The organism is Pseudomonas sp. BYT-1, from assembly GCF_023611805.1.
Lineage (GTDB): Bacteria > Pseudomonadota > Gammaproteobacteria > Pseudomonadales > Pseudomonadaceae > Aquipseudomonas > Aquipseudomonas guariconensis.
Genome location: NZ_CP072559.1, coordinates 246,534 through 267,956 on the forward strand (window position 1 = coordinate 246,534; position 21,423 = coordinate 267,956).

Consider the following 21,423-nt stretch of genomic DNA (forward strand, 5'->3'; position numbering starts at 1 on the left):
ATCAGCACAGAGACGTTCGCCTTGCCCCACACCCTCCAACGCCGTTGGTACTTCCCGGTCTTTCTCGTCGCTGCTTTGGTGCTCTTGCCCCTGAGCGTGCTGCTGCTGTCCTGGCAGTCGATCGACGTGCAGATCTGGTCGCACCTGCTCGACACCCAGATGAGCCGCTTGCTGGGCAACACGCTCACGCTGGTGCTGGGAGTGGGCGTCGGGGTGACGGTGCTGGGTGTGAGCCTGGCCTGGCTGACCAGCCTTTGCCAATTCCCCGGCAGGCGGTGGCTGGACTGGGCGCTGATGCTGCCCTTCGCCATCCCAGCCTACGTATTGGCATTCGTCTTCGTCGGCCTGCTCGATTTCGCCGGCCCCGTGCAGACTGCCCTGCGCGAGGTGTTCGGGCCCATGCGCCTGCCTCGGGTGCGCTCCACCGGTGGCGTGATCAGCGTGCTGGTGCTGGTGTTCTACCCCTACGTCTATCTGCTGGCGCGTAGCGCCTTCCTGGCCCAAGGCAAAGGGTTGATGGAGGCGGCGCGGGTGCTTGGGCTGTCGCCGCTACAGGCATTCTGGCGTGTGGCGCTGCCCATGGCCAGGCCCGCCATCGGTGCAGGCATCGCCTTGGCCCTGATGGAGACCCTGGCAGATTTCGGCGCCGTGGCGGTGTTCAACTTCGACACCTTCACCACGGCCATCTACAAGACCTGGTATGGCTTCTTCAGCCTTTCCAGCGCAGCGCAACTGGCCAGCCTGTTGCTGCTGGTGGTGATGCTGGTGCTGTACGGCGAGCGGCGGGCTCGTGGCAAAAGCCGCCATGGCAACGAGCGGCCCCGGGGGCAGGCGCTCTATCACCTGCGTGGCCTGAAAGCGCTGGCGGCTACCGGCTGGTGCCTGTTGGTATTCGCCTGTGCTTTCGTCATCCCGCTGCTGCAATTGCTGGCGTGGTTCTGGCAGCGGGGGCGGCATGACCTTGACGAGCGGTACATTGGCTTGGTGCTGCATACCCTCTACTTGGGCGCCATGGCTGCCTTGATCACGGTCAGCGTGGCCCTGCTGTTGGCCTTTGCGCGGCGTCAGTCGCCAACCCGAGGCATCCGCGCCGGGGTGGGCGTGGCCAACCTGGGCTACGCCCTGCCGGGCTCGGTACTGGCCGTGTCGATCATGCTTGCCTTCAGCTACCTGGACAACCAATGGGTGGTTCCGTTGTCCCGATGGTTGGGCGGCGCCGGCAAACCGTTGTTGCTGGGCAGCCTCTGGGCTTTGCTGCTGGCCTACCTGGTGCGCTTCATGGCCGTGGCCTACGGTCCGCTGGAGAGCAGCCTGGAGCGTATACGGCCGTCGCTGCCGGAAGCTTCGCGCAGTCTGGGGGTCGGTGGCGTGGGGTTGTTTTTCAAGGTGTATCTGCCGTTGCTGGTGCCGGGCGCCCTGAGTGCGGCGCTGCTGGTGTTCGTCGATGTGCTCAAGGAGATGCCGGCGACGCTGCTGATGCGACCGTTCGGCTGGGACACCCTCGCCGTCAGGGTGTTCGAGATGACCAGCGAAGGCGAATGGGCACGAGCCTCGCTGCCAGCGTTGACGCTGGTGCTGGTCGGCCTGCTGCCGGTCATCGGGTTGATCCGCCGTTCGGCTCGGCGTCCCGGGCATCGTCACTGAGGGTGCCAGGCTCCGCCCTTGCGGCTACAATGCGCGGCATTCGCTGCGGCGGGTCCTGAACAAGATCAGGCGACGGATCAACGTTGCCGACCGCCGCCGCCTCGCCACGCCCGGAAGGAGAAACCCATGGGACAGCGTACGCCTCTGTATGACCTGCACCTGGCGCTCGGCGCCAAGATGGTCGATTTCGGTGGTTGGGACATGCCCCTGCACTACGGTTCGCAAGTCGAGGAGCACCACCAGGTGCGCAGTGATTGCGGCGTCTTCGATGTATCCCACATGACCGTCATCGATGTTGCCGGCGACCAGGCCACACCCTGGCTGCAACGTTTGCTGGCCAACGATGTGGCCCGTCTGGATAGCCTAGGCAAGGCGCTGTACAGCCCGCTGCTCAACGCCGACGGCGGCGTCATCGACGACCTGATCGCCTACCGCACGGAAATCGGCTATCGCCTGGTGGCCAACGCCGCCACCCGCGACAAGGTCCTCACCTGGCTGCAGGCGCAGAGCGCCGGTTTCGCCATCAACTTCGTCGAGCGCTCCGAGCTCGCCATCCTCGCCATCCAAGGCCCCCATGCCCGCGAAAAAGTCGCCCAGTTGCTCAGTGCCCCGCGTGCTGCACTGGTCCGTGAGCTGCGCCCGTTCGAAGGGGTTGCCGAAGGTGACTGGTTCATTGCCCGCACCGGCTACACCGGCGAGGACGGCCTGGAGATCATCTTCCCCGGCCAGCAGGCGCCAGCCTTCTTCAACGACCTGGTCGGTGCAGGCATTGCGCCGAGCGGCCTAGGTGCGCGCGACACGTTGCGCCTGGAAGCCGGCATGAACCTTTACGGCCAGGACATTGACGAAAACCATACGCCACTGACCTCCAACCTCGGCTGGAGTGTCGCCTGGGAACCGGCCGAGCGCGACTTCATCGGGCGTACCGGCCTGCTTGCGGAAATCGAGCAGGGTGTGCAAGAGAAACTGGTCGGCCTGGTGCTGGAAGAGCGTGGTGTACTGCGCGCCCATCAGGTAGTGCGGGTAGCCGGGATTGGCGAAGGGGAGATCACCAGTGGTAGTTTCTCGCCTACGCTGAGCAAATCCATCGCCTTGGCGCGTGTGCCCATGGCTACGGGCGAGCGTGCCGAGGTGGAGATTCGTGGCAAGTGGTATCCGGTGCGGGTGGTCAAGCCGACCTTCGTGCGCCATGGAAAGATTCTGATCTGAACAATTACCGGCGGGCTGACCGCTGAGCCAATCGAGGAAGACAACAGATGAGCAATATCCCCGCCGAACTGCGTTTTGCCGAAAGCCACGAGTGGGCACGCCTGGAGACCGATGGCAGCGTGACCGTCGGTATCAGCGATCATGCCCAGCAAGCCCTGGGTGATGTGGTGTTCGTCGAATTGGCAGAAGTGGGCAAGGTGTTTGCCGCTGGCGACGCCGCGGGCGTGGTCGAGTCGGTCAAGGCCGCTTCGGATATCTACGCACCTGTGGCCGGCGAAGTCATCGCCGTCAACGAAGAACTGGCCGACAGCCCTGAGCTGCTCAACGAAGAGCCCTACGCTGCCTGGATCTTCAAGCTCAAGCCAAGCAACCCAGCCGATCTGGACAACCTGCTGGACGCTGCTGGCTACCAAGCTGCCATCGGCGAGTAAGCCTTCCTGGCACAACTAAACCCCTCCTGCAGGCGCGATCCGAGCCCTGCGGGAGCGGGTTTATCCGTGAAGAAGTCACTGGGCAACGCAAGATTTCACGCAGCATGGGCAATCCCTTCCTAGACTTGTAAGTCTCCATGAGACCTGGTCCAGGAAGAGACGATCGCCATGTCCCAGTCGCCATCCTTGAGTCAACTGCAAGAGCTCAACCCCTTCCTGCGTCGTCACCTGGGGCCTGATGCCTCAGAGCAGAAGGCCATGCTCGATGCCCTCGGCATCGCCAGTCGCACCGAACTGATCGAACAGACCGTCCCCCCGGGCATCCGCCTGGCCCGCCCGCTGGACCTTCCGCCCGCCCTGGATGAGCAAGCTGCCCTGGCCAAACTGGCTGGGTACGCGGAACAGAACCAGATCTGGACCAGCCTGATCGGCATGGGTTACCACGGGACCGTCACGCCCACCGTCATTCTGCGCAATGTGCTGGAGAATCCGGGCTGGTACACCGCCTACACGCCTTACCAGCCGGAAATCGCCCAAGGGCGGCTGGAGGCGCTGCTGAACTTCCAGCAAATGGTGATCGACCTCACCGGCCTGGCCCTGGCCAATGCCTCGTTGCTCGATGAAGCCACTGCGGCGGCCGAGGCCATGGCCCTGGCCAAGCGGATGGCCAAGAGCAAAAGCAATGTCTTCTTTGCCGACGAGCACTGCCATCCGCAAACACTCTCGGTGCTGCGCACCCGCGCCGAGGGGTTCGGCTTCGAACTGATCGTCGATTCACTGGACAACCTGGCCAAGCATCAGGTGTTCGGCGCCTTGATGCAGTATCCCGACACCCATGGGGAAGTGCGCGACCTGCGTCCACTGATCGAGCAATTGCATGGCCAACACGCCTTGGCCTGCGTCGCGGCGGATATCCTCAGCCTGGTGGTGCTGACCCCACCCGGTGAGCTGGGGGCCGATGTGGTGCTGGGTTCGACCCAGCGTTTTGGCGTACCCATGGGCTATGGCGGCCCCCATGCCGCATATTTCGCCTGTCGTGATGAGTTCAAGCGCGCGATGCCGGGGCGCATCATCGGCGTCTCGCGCGATGCTCGCGGCAATACCGCCCTGCGCATGGCCTTGCAGACCCGCGAGCAGCACATCCGCCGCGAGAAGGCCAATTCCAACATCTGCACCGCTCAGGTGCTGCTGGCCAACATCGCCGGGTTCTACGCGGTCTACCATGGCCCTGAAGGGCTCAGGCGCATCGCTCAGCGTGTGCATCGGCTGACGTTCGTCCTAGCCGCAGGCCTCGAAGCCAAGGGCATCAAGCGGGTGAACCAGCACTTCTTCGATACCTTGACCCTCGACGTTGGCGGTACCCAGGCGGCGATCATCGAAAGCGCCGAGAAGTCCCGGATCAATTTGCGCATTCTCGGGCGCGGACACCTGGGCGTCAGCCTGGACGAGACCTGCACCGAGGCGACGGTCATGCGTCTGTTCGATGTCTTCTTGGGCGTCGACCATGGCCTGCGCATCGCCGACCTCGACGCCCAGGCGCTCCCCGAAGGCATTCCGGGGGCGCTGGTCCGGCGTACGCCGTTGCTCACCCATCCGGTGTTCAATCTGCACCACAGCGAAACCGAGATGCTGCGCTACCTCAAGCAGCTGGAGAACAAGGACCTGGCGCTGAACCAGTCGATGATCCCGCTGGGCTCGTGCACCATGAAGCTCAATGCCACCAGCGAGATGATCCCCATCACCTGGCCTGGCTTCGCCTCGCTGCACCCCTTCGTCCCGGCCGGCCAGGCCCAGGGCTACAAGGCCATGATCGACGAGCTGGAAAGCTGGTTGTGCGCCATCACCGGCTTCGATGCCATCTGCATGCAGCCCAACTCGGGCGCCCAAGGCGAATATGCAGGGCTGATGGCAATCACCCGCTATCACCAGAGTCGCCATCAGCCGCAGCGGACCCTGTGCCTGATTCCATCATCGGCGCACGGCACCAACCCTGCATCGGCGCAGATGGCTGGCATGGAGGTGGTGATCGTCGACTGCGACGATGATGGCAACGTCGACCTCGGCGACCTCAAGGCCAAGGCGCGCGCTGCTGGCGATAGACTTTCCTGCCTGATGATCACCTACCCCTCGACCCATGGGGTGTATGAAGAAGGCATTCGTGAGATCTGTGAGGTGATCCACCAGCAGGGGGGCCAGGTGTACATGGACGGCGCCAACCTCAATGCCCAGGTCGGCCTGACACGGCCGGCCGACATCGGTGCCGATGTCTCGCACATGAACCTGCACAAGACCTTCTGCATCCCCCATGGCGGCGGGGGGCCCGGCATGGGGCCGATCGGGGTGCGTGCCCACCTCAAGGCGTTCGTTGCCAGCCACCCGGTGGTGCCGGTGCCAGGGCTCGACCCGAACAATAGCGCAGTCAGCGCCGCGCCCTGGGGCAGTGCGAGCATCTTGCCGATCAGCTGGATGTACATCGCGATGATGGGGCCGCAACTGGCCGATGCCAGTGAGGTGGCGATTCTTTCAGCCAACTACCTGGCTCACCAGCTCGATGGGGCATTCCCGGTGTTGTACCGGGGGCGCAACGAGCGTGTCGCCCACGAGTGCATCCTCGATCTGCGCCCGCTCAAGGCGCTGACTGGAATCACCGAGGAGGACGTGGCCAAGCGCCTGATGGACTACGGCTTCCATGCCCCGACCATGTCCTTCCCGGTGCCGGGTACCTTGATGGTCGAGCCTACCGAGAGCGAATCCAAGGCTGAGCTGGACCGCTTTGTCGAGGCGATGCTGGCGATCCGGGCGGAGATCGATGAAGTGAAGGACGGCAACTGGCCCGCCGAGGACAACCCGCTCAAGCATGCCCCCCATACCCTGGCCGATGTGCTGGCGCCCTGGACGCGCCCCTACAGCCTGGAGCAAGGCGTAGCTCCCAGTGCTCATGTGCGCTTGCACAAGTATTGGCCAGCGGTGAACCGGGTCGACAATGTGTATGGGGACAGGAACCTGTTCTGCTCGTGCGTGCCGGTGGAGGCGTATCGCTGAGGCTGATGCTAGGCCATCAAAGGTAGGTAGGAAGCTGAGGGAAATGGGCGATTGAAGCAGCGGTTAGATGACCCCAGCATCTGAGTCGTCTGCTTGCGGGTCAGCCGCTCCCACAGGGCCAGCGCGGACCAGTGGGAGCGGGTTTACCCGCGAACACGACGCCACGGAGCAAGACCGTTGCTCATACAGGCCCGAGATGGATCTGTCGGAAGGACCCTGCGGTGTTACTCGACGACGGCGTTCTTGGCCAGGATAGCGTTGGCCAGGTCCATGTCGGTCGCTTGCATGCCAGGGTTGTCGGCGCGCACCTTACGGAGCGCTGCCTCTAGGTATGGCCCGCGGATGGCGCCTTCGCTGGCAACGAAGCTGCCGGCATCGTCTTGGGCGGCCACGACCATCTTGTGGTCTTTGGAGGTCAGGTAGCTCGACGCGGTGGTCGCGCCGGAAGTCATGACGTTACGCCAGAAGGTATCGGCCATGGCGGAGCCAACAGGCAGCGAGAGCAGGGCGGCGGCTGCGATGGCGGTTTTGAGACGCATGGTGCATTCACCTCGAGTGGTGAGGGTTGTGGGAATGGCCGTTTGGATCGTGTCTGAGTGACGCAAGTTCCCTGAATACAAGGGAATTTTGCTCAGGAGCAGACCCTGAGCACCTCCGCCAGGCTGGTCTGTCCGGCGCTGATTTTCACCTCCCCGCAGTGGCGCAGGTCCTGCAAACCTTCCGCCAGAGCCATCCGACGCAGGGCGGCCAGATCGCTGTTGGAGCCGATGCTGGCGCGCAGGCCTTCGCTTGGGATCAACAGCTCGAACAGCCCCGTGCGGCCATGAAACCCCGTCCCTCGGCAAGCACGACAGGCAACACCGTCGAGGGCCGCCGTGCCCTGGCAGTCGCCGCAGAAGGTACGCACCAGGCGCTGGGCCATGACGCCGAGCAGTGTGGCTTTGAGCAGGTAGTCCGCCACACCCAGCTCCTGTAGACGGGTGATCGCGCTGCAGGTGTCGTCGGTGTGAAGGGTGGACAGCACCAGATGCCCCGTCAGGGCTGCTTGCACCGCGACCTGGGCGGTCTCGCGATCACGTATCTCACCGATCATGATGATGTCCGGATCCTGGCGCAGCAGGGCGCGCACGCCATTGGCAAACCCCAGGTCGAGGCTCGGCTGGACCTGCAGCTGGTTGAACGCAGGCTCCAGACGCTCGATAGGGTCTTCGATGGTGCACAGGTTGACCTGGGGCGTGGCCAGTTGGCGTAGGCTGGCGTAGAGCGTGCTGGTCTTGCGCGAGCCTGTGGGGCCTGTGACCAGGACGATACCCTGGCGGTGGTTCAGCAGCCCTTGCCATTGGCGTAGCAAGTCGCCCTCCAGGCCCAAGTGGTGAAAGTCCTGGTGCGATTGTTGGGAGTCGAACAGCCGCAGTACCAGTTTTTCGCCGAAAGGCGTGGGTAATGTGGACAGCCGCAGTTCCACGTCGCCACCCCCCGGCAGACGGCTTTTCAGTCGACCGTCCTGGGGGCGGCGCTTTTCTGCGACATCCATGCGCCCCAAGTGCTTGAGGCGGCTGACCAACGCCAGGGTGACACCTGCCGGAAAGGCATAGACCGTATGCAGCAAGCCATCTATGCGGTATCGCAGCTGGCCCTGTTCTCGGCGCGGTTCGAGGTGGATATCGCTGGCGCGCTGTTCGATGGCGTACTGCAGCAGCCAGTCGACGATGTGCACGATGTGGGCGTCGTCGGCGCTGGCCTCGGTGTGGCGCTGGCCGAGCTCCAGCAGATGCTCCAGTTCACCCAGGCCAGTGGTCTGCTGGCGCTGTGCGCCCTTGACCGAGTGGGCCAGGCGAACGAAGGTCTGGGCCAATTGGCGAACCTGCACCGGGCTGGCCAGTACGCGGCGGATCGGCTTGCCCAGGCTGCGGACCAAGTCGGCCTCCCATTCGCACTGGTAGGGTTGGGCGCTGGCCACCGTGACGCAGCTATCGTCCACAGCCACGGCGAGGATGCCGTGGCGCTGGGCGAAAGCTGGCGACATCAGGCCGCTGACCTGCTGCAGGTCGACTTGCAGTGGGTCTATGCGCATGAACGGTTGGCCGGCCCGGTTGGCGAGCCATTGGCAGAGGATGTCCAGGTCCAGGCGTCGGTCGGGGTGGCGACGGTCATGGAGGTCGAGGCTGGCGATGGTCTCGAGCGGATGCTGATCTGGGTGGCGGTGGGCCTGTTCGAGAACGCGCAGGGTGTCGCTGGCGTCCAGGTGCTGTTCGATGAGCAGGGCGTCGAGCACTCGGCTCAGGTCGAGGGCGTGGGTGTCGTCGGTATACATAGATGGCTTCCTTGCCAGGGTGGATCGGTCCCGGGGAAGGCTAGCCGGCCTCAGGTGAAGGAGTCGGGGCAAAAAGTGTCTGGATCTTGCTCAGAGAAGCCGAACGAGGCCACCCCCGTCTCGCAGTCCTCAGCTCGCAGCCACCTCGGCCATCCGCGGCATGTTCTCAAGGCGCACTTCACCGACACACACCAGGTTGCGCAATTTCTGTGCAATGACTTCGGCCCGATGCCAGCTAAGTCCGTCCACACCCACTTCGATATCCAGCAGATCGTCCTGCTGTTGCACATGGACGCTGTGCGGAGTCAGAAACTGCAACGCGAACAGATTGAGCACCCGGCACAGGCTGTCCGGCTCGGCCTCGGCCTGCAGGCGATAGCGTGCGGTGCAGTGAGCGGCGCTGGCGGCCCAGGTGTCGGTGCGTTGCGGGGTGTCGGGGCGTTCGAGTGCGTTCATGCCGATCTCCATCGTCGAGGGAGAAAGTCTGGCAGGTCGAGGGGGGTATTTTTTCGCTATGATTCCAGCCAATCGCCCCTTGTCAGCTATTTCTATTCGAATCTGTGCGAAATGGAGAATTATTCATGCAAAGCGACCTTGACGCTTACGATCGCCGCATCCTGGAGCTGTTACAAGAGGATGCTTCGCTGTCCAGCGCGCAGATCGCCGAGCGCATCGGCCTTTCGCAATCGCCGTGCTGGCGGCGCATACAGCGCTTGAAGGACGAGGGAATCATTCGTGGCCAGGTGACCTTGCTCGACCGCAAGAAGGTTGGCCTCAATACGCAGATCTTTGCCGAGGTTAAGCTCAATGCCCATGGGCGTTCTAACTTCACCGAGTTCACCGAGGCGATCCGGGGTTTTCCGCAGGTGCTGGAGTGTTATGTGCTGATGGGATCGGTTGATTTCCTGCTGCGCATCGTCACGCCGGACATCGAAGCCTACGAACGGTTCTTCTTCGAGAAATTGTCCAACGTGCCAGGGATCCAGGAAGTCAATTCGATCGTGGCCCTGTCCGAAATCAAATCCACCACCAGCCTGCCGTTATCGAGGTGAAGCGTTCACAGGGGAACCCGCGCTCACAGGGCTGCGCAAAACCAGGATCTGCGCCGTATCTGTAGGAACGGGTCCACCCGTGAAGTAGCGAGCCGGTATCAAACTTTGAGCAAATGCTTCCAGCCCCTGCTCTGATCGATGACGCGGGCCTGCTCGATCCGCGCCTCCAGCAGTTCATCGCTGATCGGCAGTTCCGCCAGCTCATGTAGCTTCTTCAGGTCGCCATACAGCCGGTCCATCTGCGGCGCCTCGAGGACGTGACGCGCGTGGTGCAGCCAGGCCAGCAATTGCTCGATGCGCGGCAGTTGCTCGGCAAGGTCTTCTGGACGCTGGGCATACAGCGGCAACTTCAGCGAACGGCCTTCCTCGCCCAGCAGGTGCGCCAGCCAGCTGGCCAGGTGCGCCTTGCCCTGGCGCTCGCCCCGGCCGGCGCGCTCGACGGTCCAGGTACGGGCCAGCAGCCAGCGCGAGGTTTCCAGGGAGAACTGACCCCAGCGAGTGTCTTCGAGCTCGTCGGCGAACTGCTCGGGGGCGGCGCGGCGGACGTCTTCGTCGTCGTTGCCGGCCTGTACCAACGGACGCCAGTCTTCCAGCAGGGCGTCCAGGCGCAGACGTAGGTCACGTGTGGTCGCGCGGGGGGCGGCCTGGCCCAGAGTGCTGACCAGGGCACGCAGCTCGGCCAGGCACTGCACCCAGTCCTGCAGCAGGCGCCAATGGCCGCTGTGACGGTACTGCTCGGCCAGGCGCTGGCTACTGCCGAGCAACTGCCAGGCCAGCGCCGCGAAGGCGTCGTCCACCGAGGTTTCGGCTTCAAGTTCGGTGTTCGGCAAACTCAGCTCATAGCTTTCGGGCTCGAGCAGGCGGTAGCCGCGCTCGGCTTTGCTGATGTCGCAGGGCATCAGCGGCAGACTGGCGGCCAGTTCGGCGGCCAGTTCCAGCAGCGCTTCAGGGGCACCTTCGCGCAGCTCAAGCTCCAGCTCGCAGATTTCTTCCTTGCGCTTGCCAGCGATGACGAAGCCTTGGTCAAGGGCGGCTTCGATCACCACCTTGGCTTTGCCACGACCCCAGGCGATCTCGGCGAATTCGCGGGTGAAGTCGGTGGTGAACAGCGGCTTGATGGTCTTTTTGTCCAGCCCCGCTAGCTGCTCTGGCCAGCAGGTGTCGTCGAGCTTCTTGAGGTCCAGCTTGACCTTGTCCAGGTGCCATTCGTGTTCGTTGCGCTCGGACAGCCCGGCCACGCTCTGGCCGCGGCACTTGAGGGTCTGGATGATGACCTCGCCGTCCCGACGCAGGCGCAGGGCAACGCGGGCAGCCGCGAGGTCGCGGTCTGGGGTGTCGAAGTACTGGTTGAGCAGTTCGCGGGTCTGCCAGCCGGACTTGTTGCGCTTCTTCAGCAGGGGGTGCTCGCGCAGGGCGGCAAGGGTCTCGCGGCTGGCGCGGAGCTTGAGTTCGGTTTCTTTGTGCATCGCAGACTCGAAGGAGGGGGCATCGTTGTCGTGCAGTCTACAGGAGTCGGCTCCCGGCTGTTGGGTTGTTCCGGGGACGGGATGCATTGCTATGATGGGCCTCGAGCCCGAGGAGAGCGCTTATGCCCCTGCCGTCGCTGAAAGACCAGTTCGCCGCCCTGATCGCCGCACCGTCGGTCAGTTGCACCCAGGCTGCGCTGGACCAGTCCAACCGTCAGGTCATCGACTTGCTGGCCGGCTGGCTTGGCGATCTTGGCTTTGTCTGCGAGATCCGCCAGGTAACGCCTGGCAAGTTCAATCTGCTGGCCAGCCGTGGCACGGGCCCCGGCGGCCTGGTGTTGGCCGGACACAGCGACACCGTGCCCTATGATCCACAACTGTGGGCCAGCGATCCGCTCAAGCTGACCGAGGTCGATGGCCGCTGGGTGGGCTTGGGCAGTTGCGACATGAAAGGCTTCTTTGCGCTGGTCATCGAGGCCGTGTTGCCGCTGTTGGAACACGATTTCAAGCAACCGCTGCTGATTCTTGCGACCTGCGACGAGGAGAGCTCGATGTCCGGCGCCCGCGCCCTGGCTGAGGCCGGTCAGCCCCTAGGCCGCGCGGCAGTGATCGGTGAGCCCACGGGCTTGCGGCCGATTCGCATGCACAAGGGCATCCTCATGGACCGTATCGACATCCTGGGACGCAGCGGGCATTCCTCTGACCCAAGCCTTGGGCACAGTGCCCTTGAGGCGATGCATGCGGTGATGGGCGAGCTGATGGGCCTTCGCCAGCAATGGCAGCAGGCCTACCGCAACCCGCAGTTCAGCGTGCCGACCCCGACGATGAACTTTGGTTGCATCCACGGCGGCGACAACCCTAATCGCATCTGCGGCCAATGCGCCCTGGAGTTCGACCTGCGTCCGCTGCCTGGCATGGATGTCGAACAGCTGCGCGCGGCGATCCGGGAAAAACTCGTGCCGGTGGCCGAACGCCACGAAGTGCGCATCGACTATGCGCCGTTGTTTCCGGAAGTCCCACCGTTCGAGCAGACCGCCGACGCCGAACTGGTGCAATTGGCCGAACGTCTGACCGGCCATCGCGCCGAGGCAGTGGCCTTTGGCACCGAAGCGCCTTATCTTCAACAACTGGGCTGCCAGACCATCGTGCTGGGCCCGGGCGACATTGCCTGTGCCCACCAGCCGGGCGAATACCTTGAAATGTCACGTATCGAGCCTACCGTGCGTCTATTGCGTGATCTGATCCGGCACTATTGCCTGAGCTAGGGTCTGTATGAAATGTCTTCGCCCGCGCGTACACGCGCATTGGAGCCCTGTTCCAACGCAGCATGGGCCAGAGCGGATACATTTCGTACAGCGCCTAAACGTCCATTGACCTGATTCGTCCCTGCCTAGAGGAGACCGCGCGTGACCGCAAGCCTGTTCCGACGATGATTTTGAACGCCGCCGTTTGTTCGCCGTTCTCCGTTCACTTATCCACAGGCCTTGTCATGCCCGATTACGTCAACTGGCTGCGCCATGCTTCTCCCTACATCAACGCTCATCGCGACTGCACCTTCGTGGTCATGCTCCCAGGCGATGGCGTGGAACACCCCAATTTCGGCAACATCGTCCACGACCTGGTGCTGCTGCATAGCCTCGGCGTGCGGCTGGTGCTGGTCCATGGCTCGCGTCCGCAAATCGAGAGCCGCCTGGCCGATCGCGGCCTGACACCTCATTATCATCGCGGCATGCGTGTCACCGACGCGGCGACCCTGGACTGCGTGATCGATGCCGTCGGCGCCCTGCGCCTGGCCATCGAGGCGCGCCTGTCGATGGACATCGCCGCCTCGCCGATGCAAGGCTCGCGGCTGCGGGTGGCGTCGGGCAATCTGGTCACCGCCCGGCCGATCGGGGTGCTCGAAGGGGTCGACTATCACCACACCGGCGAGGTGCGGCGGATCGACCGCAAGGGCATCAACCGCCTGCTCGACGAGCGCTCCATCGTGTTGCTGTCGCCCTTGGGCTATTCGCCTACCGGCGAGATCTTCAATCTGGCCTGCGAAGACGTGGCGACCCGCGCCGCCATCGAGCTTGGCGCCGACAAACTGCTGCTGTTCGGTGCCGAACCCGGCTTGCTGGACGAGCAGGGCAAGCTGGTGCGTGAGCTGCGTCCACAACAGGTACCCGCGCATCTGCAACGCTTGGGCAGCGACTATCAGGGCGAACTGCTCGATGCCGCCGCCGAAGCCTGCAAGGGCGGTGTGGCGCGCAGTCACATCGTCAGCTATGCCGAGGACGGCGCGCTGCTGACCGAGCTGTTCACGCGTGGCGGCGGGGGCACGCTGGTGTCCCAGGAGCAGTTCGAAGTGGTGCGTGAGGCGACCATCGACGATGTGGGCGGTTTGCTGGAGCTGATCAGTCCGCTGGAGGAGCAGGGGATCCTGGTGCGGCGCTCGCGTGAAGTGTTGGAGCGAGAGATCGAGCAGTTCAGCGTCGTCGAGCGCGAGGGCATGATCATCGCCTGCGCGGCGCTGTATCCGATCGCCGATTCCGACGCAGGAGAGCTGGCGTGCCTGGCGGTGAACCCTGAGTATCGCCATGGCGGACGTGGCGACGAGTTGCTGGAGCGGATCGAGAGCCGGGCGCGGCAGCAGGGCCTTAGCACCTTGTTCGTGCTCACCACCCGTACCGCGCATTGGTTCCGTGAACGCGGCTTCGCGCCCAGTGGGGTGGAGCGGCTGCCGGCGGCGCGGGCATCGCTGTACAACTACCAGCGCAATTCGAAGATTTTCGAGAAGCCGCTTTGAGACTGTGCTGATCTCTTCGCGGGCGACACGGTCCCGGAATGAAAAACGCCGCCCCTTGGGGCGGCGTTTTCGTTTACACGGTATGCAGGTACCAGTTGTACTCGAGGTCGGAGATCGAGTGCTCGAACTCCTCCAGCTCGCTCTCCTTGCACGCGACGAAGATGTCGATGTACTTCGGATCGATGTACTTGTTCAGGATTTCGCTGTCGTCCAGCTCGCGCAGGGCATCGCGCAGGTTGTTCGGCAGGCTCTGCTCCAGCTGTTCGTACGAGTTGCCTTCGATCGGCTCACCCGGCTCGACCTTGTTGGTCAGGCCATGGTGCACACCGGCCAATACGGCGGCCATCATCAGGTACGGGTTGGCGTCGGCACCGGCCACGCGGTGCTCGATGCGCACGGCATCCGGCGAACCGGTTGGCACGCGCAGGGCTACGGTACGGTTGTCCAGGCCCCAGCTCGGCGCATTCGGCACATAGAACTGTGCACCGAAGCGACGGTACGAGTTGACGTTCGGGCACAGGAACGCCATGGACGCGGGCAGGGTCTCGAGCACACCGCCGACAGCGTGACGTAGCGCGGCGTTCTGCTCGGGATCCTCGCTGGTGAAGATGTTGTTGCCATCTTTGTCCAGCACGGAGATGTGTACATGCAGGCCATTGCCCGCCTGGCCCGGGTAGGGCTTGGCCATGAAGGTGGTGTCCATCTCATGGTCGTAGGCGATGTTCTTGATAAGGCGTTTGAGCAGTACGGCGTAGTCACAGGCCTTGAGCGGGTCGGGGACGTGATGCAGGTTGACTTCGAACTGGGCCGGGGCGCTTTCCTTGACGATGGCGTCGGCCGGAATGCCTTGCTCCTTGGCGCCTTCGAGGATGTCCTGCAGGCAATCGGCATACTCGTCCAGGTCGTCGATCAGATACACCTGGGTCGATTGCGGACGCTTGCCCGAGATTGGCGAACGCGGCGGCTGGGGACGGCCGTTCACGTTTTCCTGGTCGATCAGGTAGAACTCGAGCTCGAAAGCTGCGCAGATCGTCAGGCCCATCTCGGTGAACTTGTTCACCACTTGGCGCAGGACCTCGCGCGGGTCGGCGAAGAACGGCTCGCCTTCCAGTTCGTGCATGGTCATCAGCAGTTGAGCGGTGGGGCGCTTCTGCCAGGGTTCGTTGGAGAGGGTGCCGGGGATCGGGTAGCAGATGCGGTCGGCATCGCCGATGTCCAGGCCAAGGCCGGTGCTTTCGACGGTGGAACCGTTGATATCCAGGGCGAAGAGGGAGGCGGGCAGGTTGATGCCTTTCTCGTAAACCTTGTGGAGGCTGGTGCGCTCTATGCGCTTGCCGCGCACCACACCATTCATATCTGCAATCAGAAGGTCAACGTAGAGAACCTCAGGATGTTCCTTAAGGAACGCGTTCGCTTCGTTAAGCTGAACGGCACGCGGGGGTACCGACATGATGCAACACCTTTGTTGTTAAAAATATCAATCAAGGGGGGCTTGCAAGCCCAGTCAATCCGAAAGACCTAGCGAAGTCAAGCCAACCCCATGATGCCCCGAAATGGCACAGCAACGGCAGAAATGCTGCATCTGGGGGCAACTCATTATCCGCTATTTTGGCCCCAAAGGGCTATCGCAGGCTGAGCGTGGTTTATTTTTTACGGAGTGGTTGTGTAAAAAAATGAACAAGGCTAAGCTCGGCCTCAACCCAGAACACAATAATACGAGGGTCACATGGTCCGCCTGCCGAGACCTGAAAGCGCTGCCTGCGCCGCGCACACAGGTGTTCCCAGCATTCGCCGCGAAGGCTGCGCACGCATCGAGTCCTGCGCGCGCGCTCTGCTCGCAATAATTGACGGCTGGTCAGGTCCATCCTCCGTTCGTAGCAGTTTCCTGCACGTCCTTTCGCTTCTCTGCCCTTTGTTTGTATCGCGGACACGCTTGTTTCGAGTGTATCTGCTGTCGTCTTGCGCGTGGGTTTTTGCTTTAGCCAAGCACTGCATCCAGAATCAAGGCGCGGGTCTGCCATGGCATTTGCGGCCAGGCAGCGTCCGTCTTGATCGACGCCAGGCGTCAGCGGCGCCCGACTATCGTCAGCCGGGCCACATTACCTCCTGAGGTATTTATGAGTACCAACCTCGACCAGCTCACCGATTGGTTGAAAGAGCACAAGATCACCGAAGTGGAATGCCTGATCAGCGACCTGACCGGCATCACCCGCGGCAAGATTTCGCCGACCAACAAGTTCATCGCCGAAAAGGGCATGCGCCTGCCCGAAAGCGTCCTGCTGCAGACCGTGACCGGCGACTACGTCGACGACGACATCTATTACCAACTGCTGGACCCGGCCGACATCGACATGATCTGCCGCCCAGACGAGAGCGCTGTGTTCCTCGTGCCATGGGCCATCGAGCCGACCGCCCAGGTCATCCACGACACCTACGACAAGAAGGGCAACCCGGTCGAGCTGTCGCCGCGCAACGTGCTCAAGAAAGTCCTGAAGCTGTACGCCGACAAAGGCTGGCAGCCGATCGTGGCGCCTGAGATGGAGTTCTACCTGACCAAGCGCAGCGAGGATCCGGACTTCCCGCTGCAACCGCCAGTGGGTCGCTCCGGCCGTCCGGAGACCGGTCGCCAGTCGTTCTCCATCGAGGCTGCCAACGAGTTCGACCCGTTGTTCGAGGACGTCTATGACTGGTGCGAACTGCAGCAACTGGACCTCGACACACTCATCCACGAAGACGGCACGGCGCAGATGGAGATCAACTTCCGTCACGGCAACGCCCTGCACCTGGCCGACCAGATCCTGGTGTTCAAGCGCACCATGCGCGAGGCGGCGCTCAAGCACAACGTGGCCGCGACCTTCATGGCCAAGCCCATGACCGGCGAGCCTGGCAGCGCCATGCACCTGCACCAGAGCGTGGTGGACGTGGCCACCGGCAAGAACATTTTCTCCAACGAGGACGGCAGCATGAGCGAGCTGTTCCTCAACCACATCGGCGGCCTGCAAAAGTTCATCCCTGAAGCGCTGCCGCTGTTCGCCCCCAACGTCAACTCGTTCCGCCGATTCCTGCCGGACACCTCGGCACCGGTGAACGTCGAATGGGGCGAGGAGAACCGCACCGTTGGCCTGCGTGTGCCTGATGCCGGGCCGCAGAACCGCCGCGTGGAAAACCGTCTGCCAGGCGCCGACGCCAACCCTTACCTGGCCATTGCCGCGAGCTTGCTGTGCGGCTACATCGGTATGGTCGAGGGCATCGGCGCCAGCGCGCCGGTCCAGGGCCGTGGCTACGAGCGGCGCAATCTGCGCCTGCCGCTGACCATCGAAGATGCCTTGGAGCGCATGGAAAACTGCCGCGCGCTGGAACAGTACCTGGGCAAGAAATTCATCAGCGGCTATGTGGCCACCAAGCGGGCCGAGCACGAGAACTTCAAACGGGTAATCAGCTCCTGGGAGCGAGAGTTCCTGCTGTTTGCCGTCTGATCAAACTTGGGGCCGCTTCAGCGCGGCTGTCGGATAACGGAGAAGCACATGAGCGTCAACAACCCGCAAACCCGTGAATGGCAAACCTTGAGCGGTGAGCACCACCTGGCGCCTTTCAGCGACTACAAGCAGTTGAAGGAAAAAGGACCGCGCATCATCACCAAGGCCCAGGGCGTGCATTTGTGGGACAGCGAGGGTCACAAGATCCTCGACGGCATGGCCGGCCTGTGGTGTGTGGCCGTCGGCTATGGCCGTGAAGAACTGGTGCAGGCGGCGGAAAAACAGATGCGAGAGCTGCCGTACTACAACCTGTTCTTCCAGACCGCTCACCCGCCAGCCCTGGAACTGGCCAAGGCGATCACCGATGTGGCGCCCAAGGGCATGACCCATGTGTTCTTCACCGGTTCCGGCTCCGAAGGCAACGACACCGTGCTGCGTATGGTTCGCCACTACTGGGCGCTCAAGGGCAAGCCTGGCAAGCAGACCATCATCGGCCGCATCAACGGCTATCACGGCTCCACCGTCGCTGGCGCAAGCCTCGGCGGCATGAGCGGCATGCACGAGCAGGGCGGCCTGCCGATCCCGGGCATCGTGCACATTCCACAGCCGTACTGGTTCGGTGAGGGCGGCGACATGACCCCTGATGCGTTCGGGGTATGGGCTGCCGAGCAACTGGAAAAGAAAATCCTGGAAGTGGGCGAAGACAACGTCGCGGCGTTCATCGCCGAGCCGATCCAGGGGGCGGGCGGGGTAATCATTCCACCGGACACCTACTGGCCGAAGATCAAGGAGATCCTCGCCAAGTACGACATTCTGTTCGTCGCCGACGAAGTGATCTGCGGCTTCGGCCGTACCGGCGAGTGGTTCGGCTCGGACTACTACGGTCTGGAACCCGACCTGATGACCATCGCCAAGGGCCTGACCTCCGGTTACATCCCCATGGGCGGTGTGATTGTGCGTGACACCGTGGCCCAGGTTCTCAGCGAAGGCGGCGACTTCAACCACGGCTTTACCTACTCAGGCCACCCGGTGGCCGCTGCCGTGGGCCTGGAAAACCTGCGCATCCTGCGCGATGAGAAGATCGTCGAGCGCGCCAGGACCGAAACGGCACCTTATTTGCAAAAGCGTTTGCGTGAACTGCAAGACCACCCACTGGTGGGCGAGGTACGCGGCCTGGGCCTGCTCGGTGCGATCGAGCTGGTCAAGGACAAGGCGACCCGCACCCGTCACGAGGGCAAGGGCGTCGGCATGATCTGCCGTACGCACTGCTTCGAGAACGGGCTGGTGATGCGTGCGGTGGGCGACACCATGATCATCGCGCCGCCCTTGGTGATCAGCCACGCAGAGATCGATGAGTTGATTGAAAAGGCGCGCAAGTGCCTGGACTTGACGTACGAAGCGATCAAGTGACGGTCTGCTAGGCTGGCAAAGCGACATTAAGCGGTTACAGGGCCCTGCTTTCCTTGAAACAGCGCCTTGTAACTTGCCAGACTAGCGGCTGTTTCAGTCGCCCAGCGCTGTACCGTGGGATCTTGGCTGCTGAACAGATGGCTTGATAATAAATTCTGGAGCATTACGCATGAAGAAAATGGGCAAGACGTTGCTGGCCGCGGCCCTGATGGGTGCCATGGCTACCGCTGTTCAGGCTGACGACAAAACGCTGCACGTCTACAACTGGTCCGACTACATTGCACCGGACACCATCGCCAACTTCGAGAAGCAGACCGGCATCAAGGTCGTCTACGACGTTTTCGACAGCAACGAGACCCTGGAAGCCAAGCTGCTGGCCGGCAAATCCGGCTACGACGTGGTCGTGCCGTCGAACAACTTCCTGGCCAAGCAGATCAAGGCAGGTGTCTACCAGGAGCTCGACCGCTCGAAGCTGCCGAACTGGAAGAACCTGGACGAAGACCTGCTCAAGGCCGTGGGCGATGCCAGCGACCCGGGCAACAAGCATGCCTTCCCGTACATGTGGGGCTCGATCGGCATCGGCTACAACCCGGAGAAGGTCAAGGCCGCGCTGGGCGTGGACAAGATCGATTCTTGGGACGCCGTGTTCAAGCCTGAGAACATCGCCAAGCTCAAGAGCTGCGGCGTGAGCTTCCTGGATGCACCGACCGAAATGATCCCGGCGGCCTTGCACTACCTGGGCAAACCGTCCAACAGCACCGACAAGAAAGACCTGAAGGCCGCCGAAGAGCTGTTCCTGAGCATTCGTCCTTCGATCACCTACTTCCACTCCTCCAAGTACATCTCTGACCTGGCCAACGGCAACATCTGCGTGGCAGTCGGCTACTCGGGCGACCTGGAGCAATCCAAGGCCCGTGCCCACGAAGCCGGCGACAAGATCAAGCTGAGCTACGTCATTCCGAAGGAAGGCGCCGGTACCTTCTACGACATGGTCGCCATTCCGAAGGATGCCGAAAACGTCGAAGCCGCCTACAAGTTCATGGACTTCCTGATGCAACCGGAAGTCATGGCTGGCATCACCAATGCCGTGCGCTTCCCGAACGGCAACAAAGCTGCGACTGCACTGGTAGACAAGGAAATCACCAGCGATCCGAGCATCTACCCGCCAGCTGACGTGAAGAAAAAGCTGTACGCGATCGCCGACCCGGGTGCCAAGGCACAGCGTGAGATCACTCGCAGCTGGACCAAGATCAAGTCGGGCAAGTAAGCCCGTCTCGAAGCCCTCTGGGCCGGGGTTTCCCGGCCCGGAAGGCGTGTAAGGCAATTTTGTTTGCGGCATCGATGCAGCAAAGGTAAGTTGCGCGCCGGTTTTGCGTGTACGGCAGCGTCGCCGTCACCCAGAGGCACTGATTGTGAGGACCATCCACTTGTCTATTTCCGTATTTCGCAAGGCCATGATGGCTGGAGCGGGTCTGACGCTGGCATTCGGCGTCCAAGCAGCGCCCACGGTGCATATCTACAACTGGTCGGACTACATTGGCCCGACGACCCTCGCCGATTTCCAGAAGGCAACCGGCATCGAGGCCAAGTACGACGTCTTCGATTCAAACGAAACCCTGGAAGGCAAGCTGCTCGCCGGTCGCACCGGCTATGACGTGGTCGTGCCGTCCAACCATTTCCTGGGCAAGCAGATCAAGGCGGGCGCCTTCCAGAAGCTCGACCGCAGCCTGCTGCCGAATTATTCCAACCTGGACCCGGCTCTGATGAAGCGCCTCGAGCGCAATGACCCGGGCAACCAGTACGCCGTGCCGTATCTGTGGGGCACCAACGGCATCGGTTACAACGTCGAGAAGGTCAAGGCGGTGCTGGGCACCGACAAGATCGACTCCTGGGCCGTGCTCTTCGAGCCCGAGAACATGAAGAAGCTCTCCCAGTGCGGCGTGGCGTTCCTGGACTCGGCCGACGAAATGCTGCCGGCCGTGCTCAACTACATGGGCCTGGACCCTAACAGCAGCAATCCCAAGGACTACCAGGCGGCCGAAAAGAAACTCCTGGCCGTGCGTCCCTACGTGACCTACTTCCATTCCTCGAAATACGTCACTGACCTGGCCAATGGCGATATCTGCGTCGCCGCCGGATTCTCCGGTGATGTGTTCCAGGCCAAGGCCCGCGCCGAAGAGGCCGGCAAGGGCGTGAAACTGGCCTACGCCATTCCAAAAGAAGGCGGCAACCTCTGGTTCGATGTGCTGGCGATTCCCAAGGACGCCAGCAACGTCAAGGAGGCCCATGCCTTCATCAACTATCTGCTGAAACCTGAGGTCATCGCTCAGGTCAGCGATTATGTCGGTTACGCCAACCCGAACCCCAGGGCTGGCGACCTGATGGATCAGGCCGTGAGGACTGACGCTGCGGTCTACCCTCCGCAGGAAGTGCTGGACAAGATGTTCGTCAATGCTGAGTTGCCACCGAAGGTGCAACGTCTGATGACCCGTAGCTGGACCAAGGTCAAGTCGGGCAAGTAATCATCCAGACCCTCTACGTTCCTGCCAAAACAGGCCGTGTGGGCATAAAAATCTTGTTGGGAGTTTCAC

The 21,423-nt window shown here is 62.6% G+C and carries 16 protein-coding genes; 11 read left to right on the top strand and 5 right to left on the bottom strand.

The window, feature by feature from the left end; genetic code table 11:
- The first annotated feature begins 21 nt into the window (after nucleotides 1–21).
- The 4 genes from J5X93_RS01180 to gcvP all read left to right on the top strand — a co-directional run bounded on the left by J5X93_RS01180 (nucleotide 22) and on the right by gcvP (nucleotide 6,326).
- A complete protein-coding gene (locus J5X93_RS01180; protein WP_250034283.1) occupies nucleotides 22–1,644 on the top strand; it encodes an ABC transporter permease in 1,623 nt (540 codons plus the stop codon).
- 126 nt (nucleotides 1,645–1,770) lie between these two features.
- Nucleotides 1,771–2,853 (top strand): glycine cleavage system aminomethyltransferase GcvT, encoded by a 1,083-nt coding sequence (gene gcvT, locus J5X93_RS01185; protein ID WP_043211562.1) that lies wholly within the window; start codon nucleotides 1,771–1,773, stop codon nucleotides 2,851–2,853.
- A 47-nt stretch (nucleotides 2,854–2,900) separates the two neighbouring features.
- Entirely contained in the window at nucleotides 2,901–3,284 is a 384-nt protein-coding gene (gene gcvH, locus J5X93_RS01190) for a glycine cleavage system protein GcvH (RefSeq protein WP_043211560.1), read from the top strand.
- 168 nt (nucleotides 3,285–3,452) lie between these two features.
- Complete coding sequence (gene gcvP / locus J5X93_RS01195; protein ID WP_250034285.1) at nucleotides 3,453–6,326, top strand: aminomethyl-transferring glycine dehydrogenase; 2,874 nt, start codon at nucleotides 3,453–3,455, stop codon at nucleotides 6,324–6,326.
- A 224-nt stretch (nucleotides 6,327–6,550) separates the two neighbouring features.
- Here gcvP and J5X93_RS01200 read toward each other — a convergent pair whose 3' ends face one another.
- The 3 genes from J5X93_RS01200 to J5X93_RS01210 all read right to left on the bottom strand — a co-directional run bounded on the left by J5X93_RS01200 (nucleotide 6,551) and on the right by J5X93_RS01210 (nucleotide 9,096).
- The gene (locus J5X93_RS01200; protein ID WP_043211555.1) at nucleotides 6,551–6,865 is read right to left on the bottom strand and encodes a DUF2388 domain-containing protein; all 315 of its coding nucleotides are present in this window, start codon (nucleotides 6,863–6,865) and stop codon (nucleotides 6,551–6,553) included.
- A 92-nt stretch (nucleotides 6,866–6,957) separates the two neighbouring features.
- Nucleotides 6,958–8,640: a GspE/PulE family protein gene (locus J5X93_RS01205; RefSeq protein WP_250034287.1), complete on the bottom strand. Its 1,683-nt coding sequence runs from the start codon at nucleotides 8,638–8,640 to the stop codon at nucleotides 6,958–6,960.
- Between the two features lie 129 nt (nucleotides 8,641–8,769).
- A complete protein-coding gene (locus J5X93_RS01210; RefSeq protein ID WP_043211552.1) occupies nucleotides 8,770–9,096 on the bottom strand; it encodes an ACT-like domain-containing protein in 327 nt (108 codons plus the stop codon).
- A gap of 125 nt (nucleotides 9,097–9,221) precedes the next feature.
- On the opposite strand from J5X93_RS01210, the gene J5X93_RS01215 reads away from it, so the two are divergent.
- Nucleotides 9,222–9,692 carry an Lrp/AsnC family transcriptional regulator gene (locus tag J5X93_RS01215; RefSeq protein ID WP_090343465.1) on the top strand — a complete coding sequence of 157 codons (471 nt, stop codon included), beginning with the start codon at nucleotides 9,222–9,224 and terminating at the stop codon, nucleotides 9,690–9,692.
- 98 nt (nucleotides 9,693–9,790) lie between these two features.
- Here the strand turns inward: J5X93_RS01215 and J5X93_RS01220 are convergent, their stop codons facing one another.
- A complete protein-coding gene (locus tag J5X93_RS01220) occupies nucleotides 9,791–11,158 on the bottom strand; it encodes a CYTH domain-containing protein (RefSeq protein WP_043211550.1) in 1,368 nt (455 codons plus the stop codon).
- 122 nt (nucleotides 11,159–11,280) lie between these two features.
- Between J5X93_RS01220 and argE the strand changes: the two genes are divergently transcribed.
- Both argE and argA read left to right on the top strand, forming a co-directional pair.
- Nucleotides 11,281–12,423 carry an acetylornithine deacetylase gene (gene argE / locus J5X93_RS01225; protein ID WP_250034289.1) on the top strand — a complete coding sequence of 381 codons (1,143 nt, stop codon included), beginning with the start codon at nucleotides 11,281–11,283 and terminating at the stop codon, nucleotides 12,421–12,423.
- Nucleotides 12,424–12,647: 224 nt separating this feature from the next.
- Nucleotides 12,648–13,946 carry an amino-acid N-acetyltransferase gene (argA, locus tag J5X93_RS01230; RefSeq protein WP_043211546.1) on the top strand — a complete coding sequence of 433 codons (1,299 nt, stop codon included), beginning with the start codon at nucleotides 12,648–12,650 and terminating at the stop codon, nucleotides 13,944–13,946.
- Nucleotides 13,947–14,019: 73 nt separating this feature from the next.
- Here the strand turns inward: argA and J5X93_RS01235 are convergent, their stop codons facing one another.
- Nucleotides 14,020–15,396, bottom strand: a complete 1,377-nt coding sequence (locus tag J5X93_RS01235; RefSeq protein WP_043211544.1) for a glutamine synthetase family protein — start codon at nucleotides 15,394–15,396, stop codon at nucleotides 14,020–14,022.
- Nucleotides 15,397–16,063: 667 nt separating this feature from the next.
- Between J5X93_RS01235 and J5X93_RS01240 the strand changes: the two genes are divergently transcribed.
- From J5X93_RS01240 to J5X93_RS01255, 4 genes are all read left to right on the top strand, one after another.
- Nucleotides 16,064–17,422, top strand: a complete 1,359-nt coding sequence (locus J5X93_RS01240) for a glutamine synthetase family protein (protein ID WP_043211541.1) — start codon at nucleotides 16,064–16,066, stop codon at nucleotides 17,420–17,422.
- A 48-nt stretch (nucleotides 17,423–17,470) separates the two neighbouring features.
- A complete protein-coding gene (locus tag J5X93_RS01245) occupies nucleotides 17,471–18,832 on the top strand; it encodes an aspartate aminotransferase family protein (RefSeq protein WP_043211539.1) in 1,362 nt (453 codons plus the stop codon).
- 169 nt (nucleotides 18,833–19,001) lie between these two features.
- A complete protein-coding gene (locus tag J5X93_RS01250) occupies nucleotides 19,002–20,099 on the top strand; it encodes a polyamine ABC transporter substrate-binding protein (protein WP_250034291.1) in 1,098 nt (365 codons plus the stop codon).
- 160 nt (nucleotides 20,100–20,259) lie between these two features.
- Nucleotides 20,260–21,354, top strand: a complete 1,095-nt coding sequence (locus tag J5X93_RS01255) for a polyamine ABC transporter substrate-binding protein (protein WP_284048328.1) — start codon at nucleotides 20,260–20,262, stop codon at nucleotides 21,352–21,354.
- Nucleotides 21,355–21,423 lie beyond the last annotated feature (69 nt).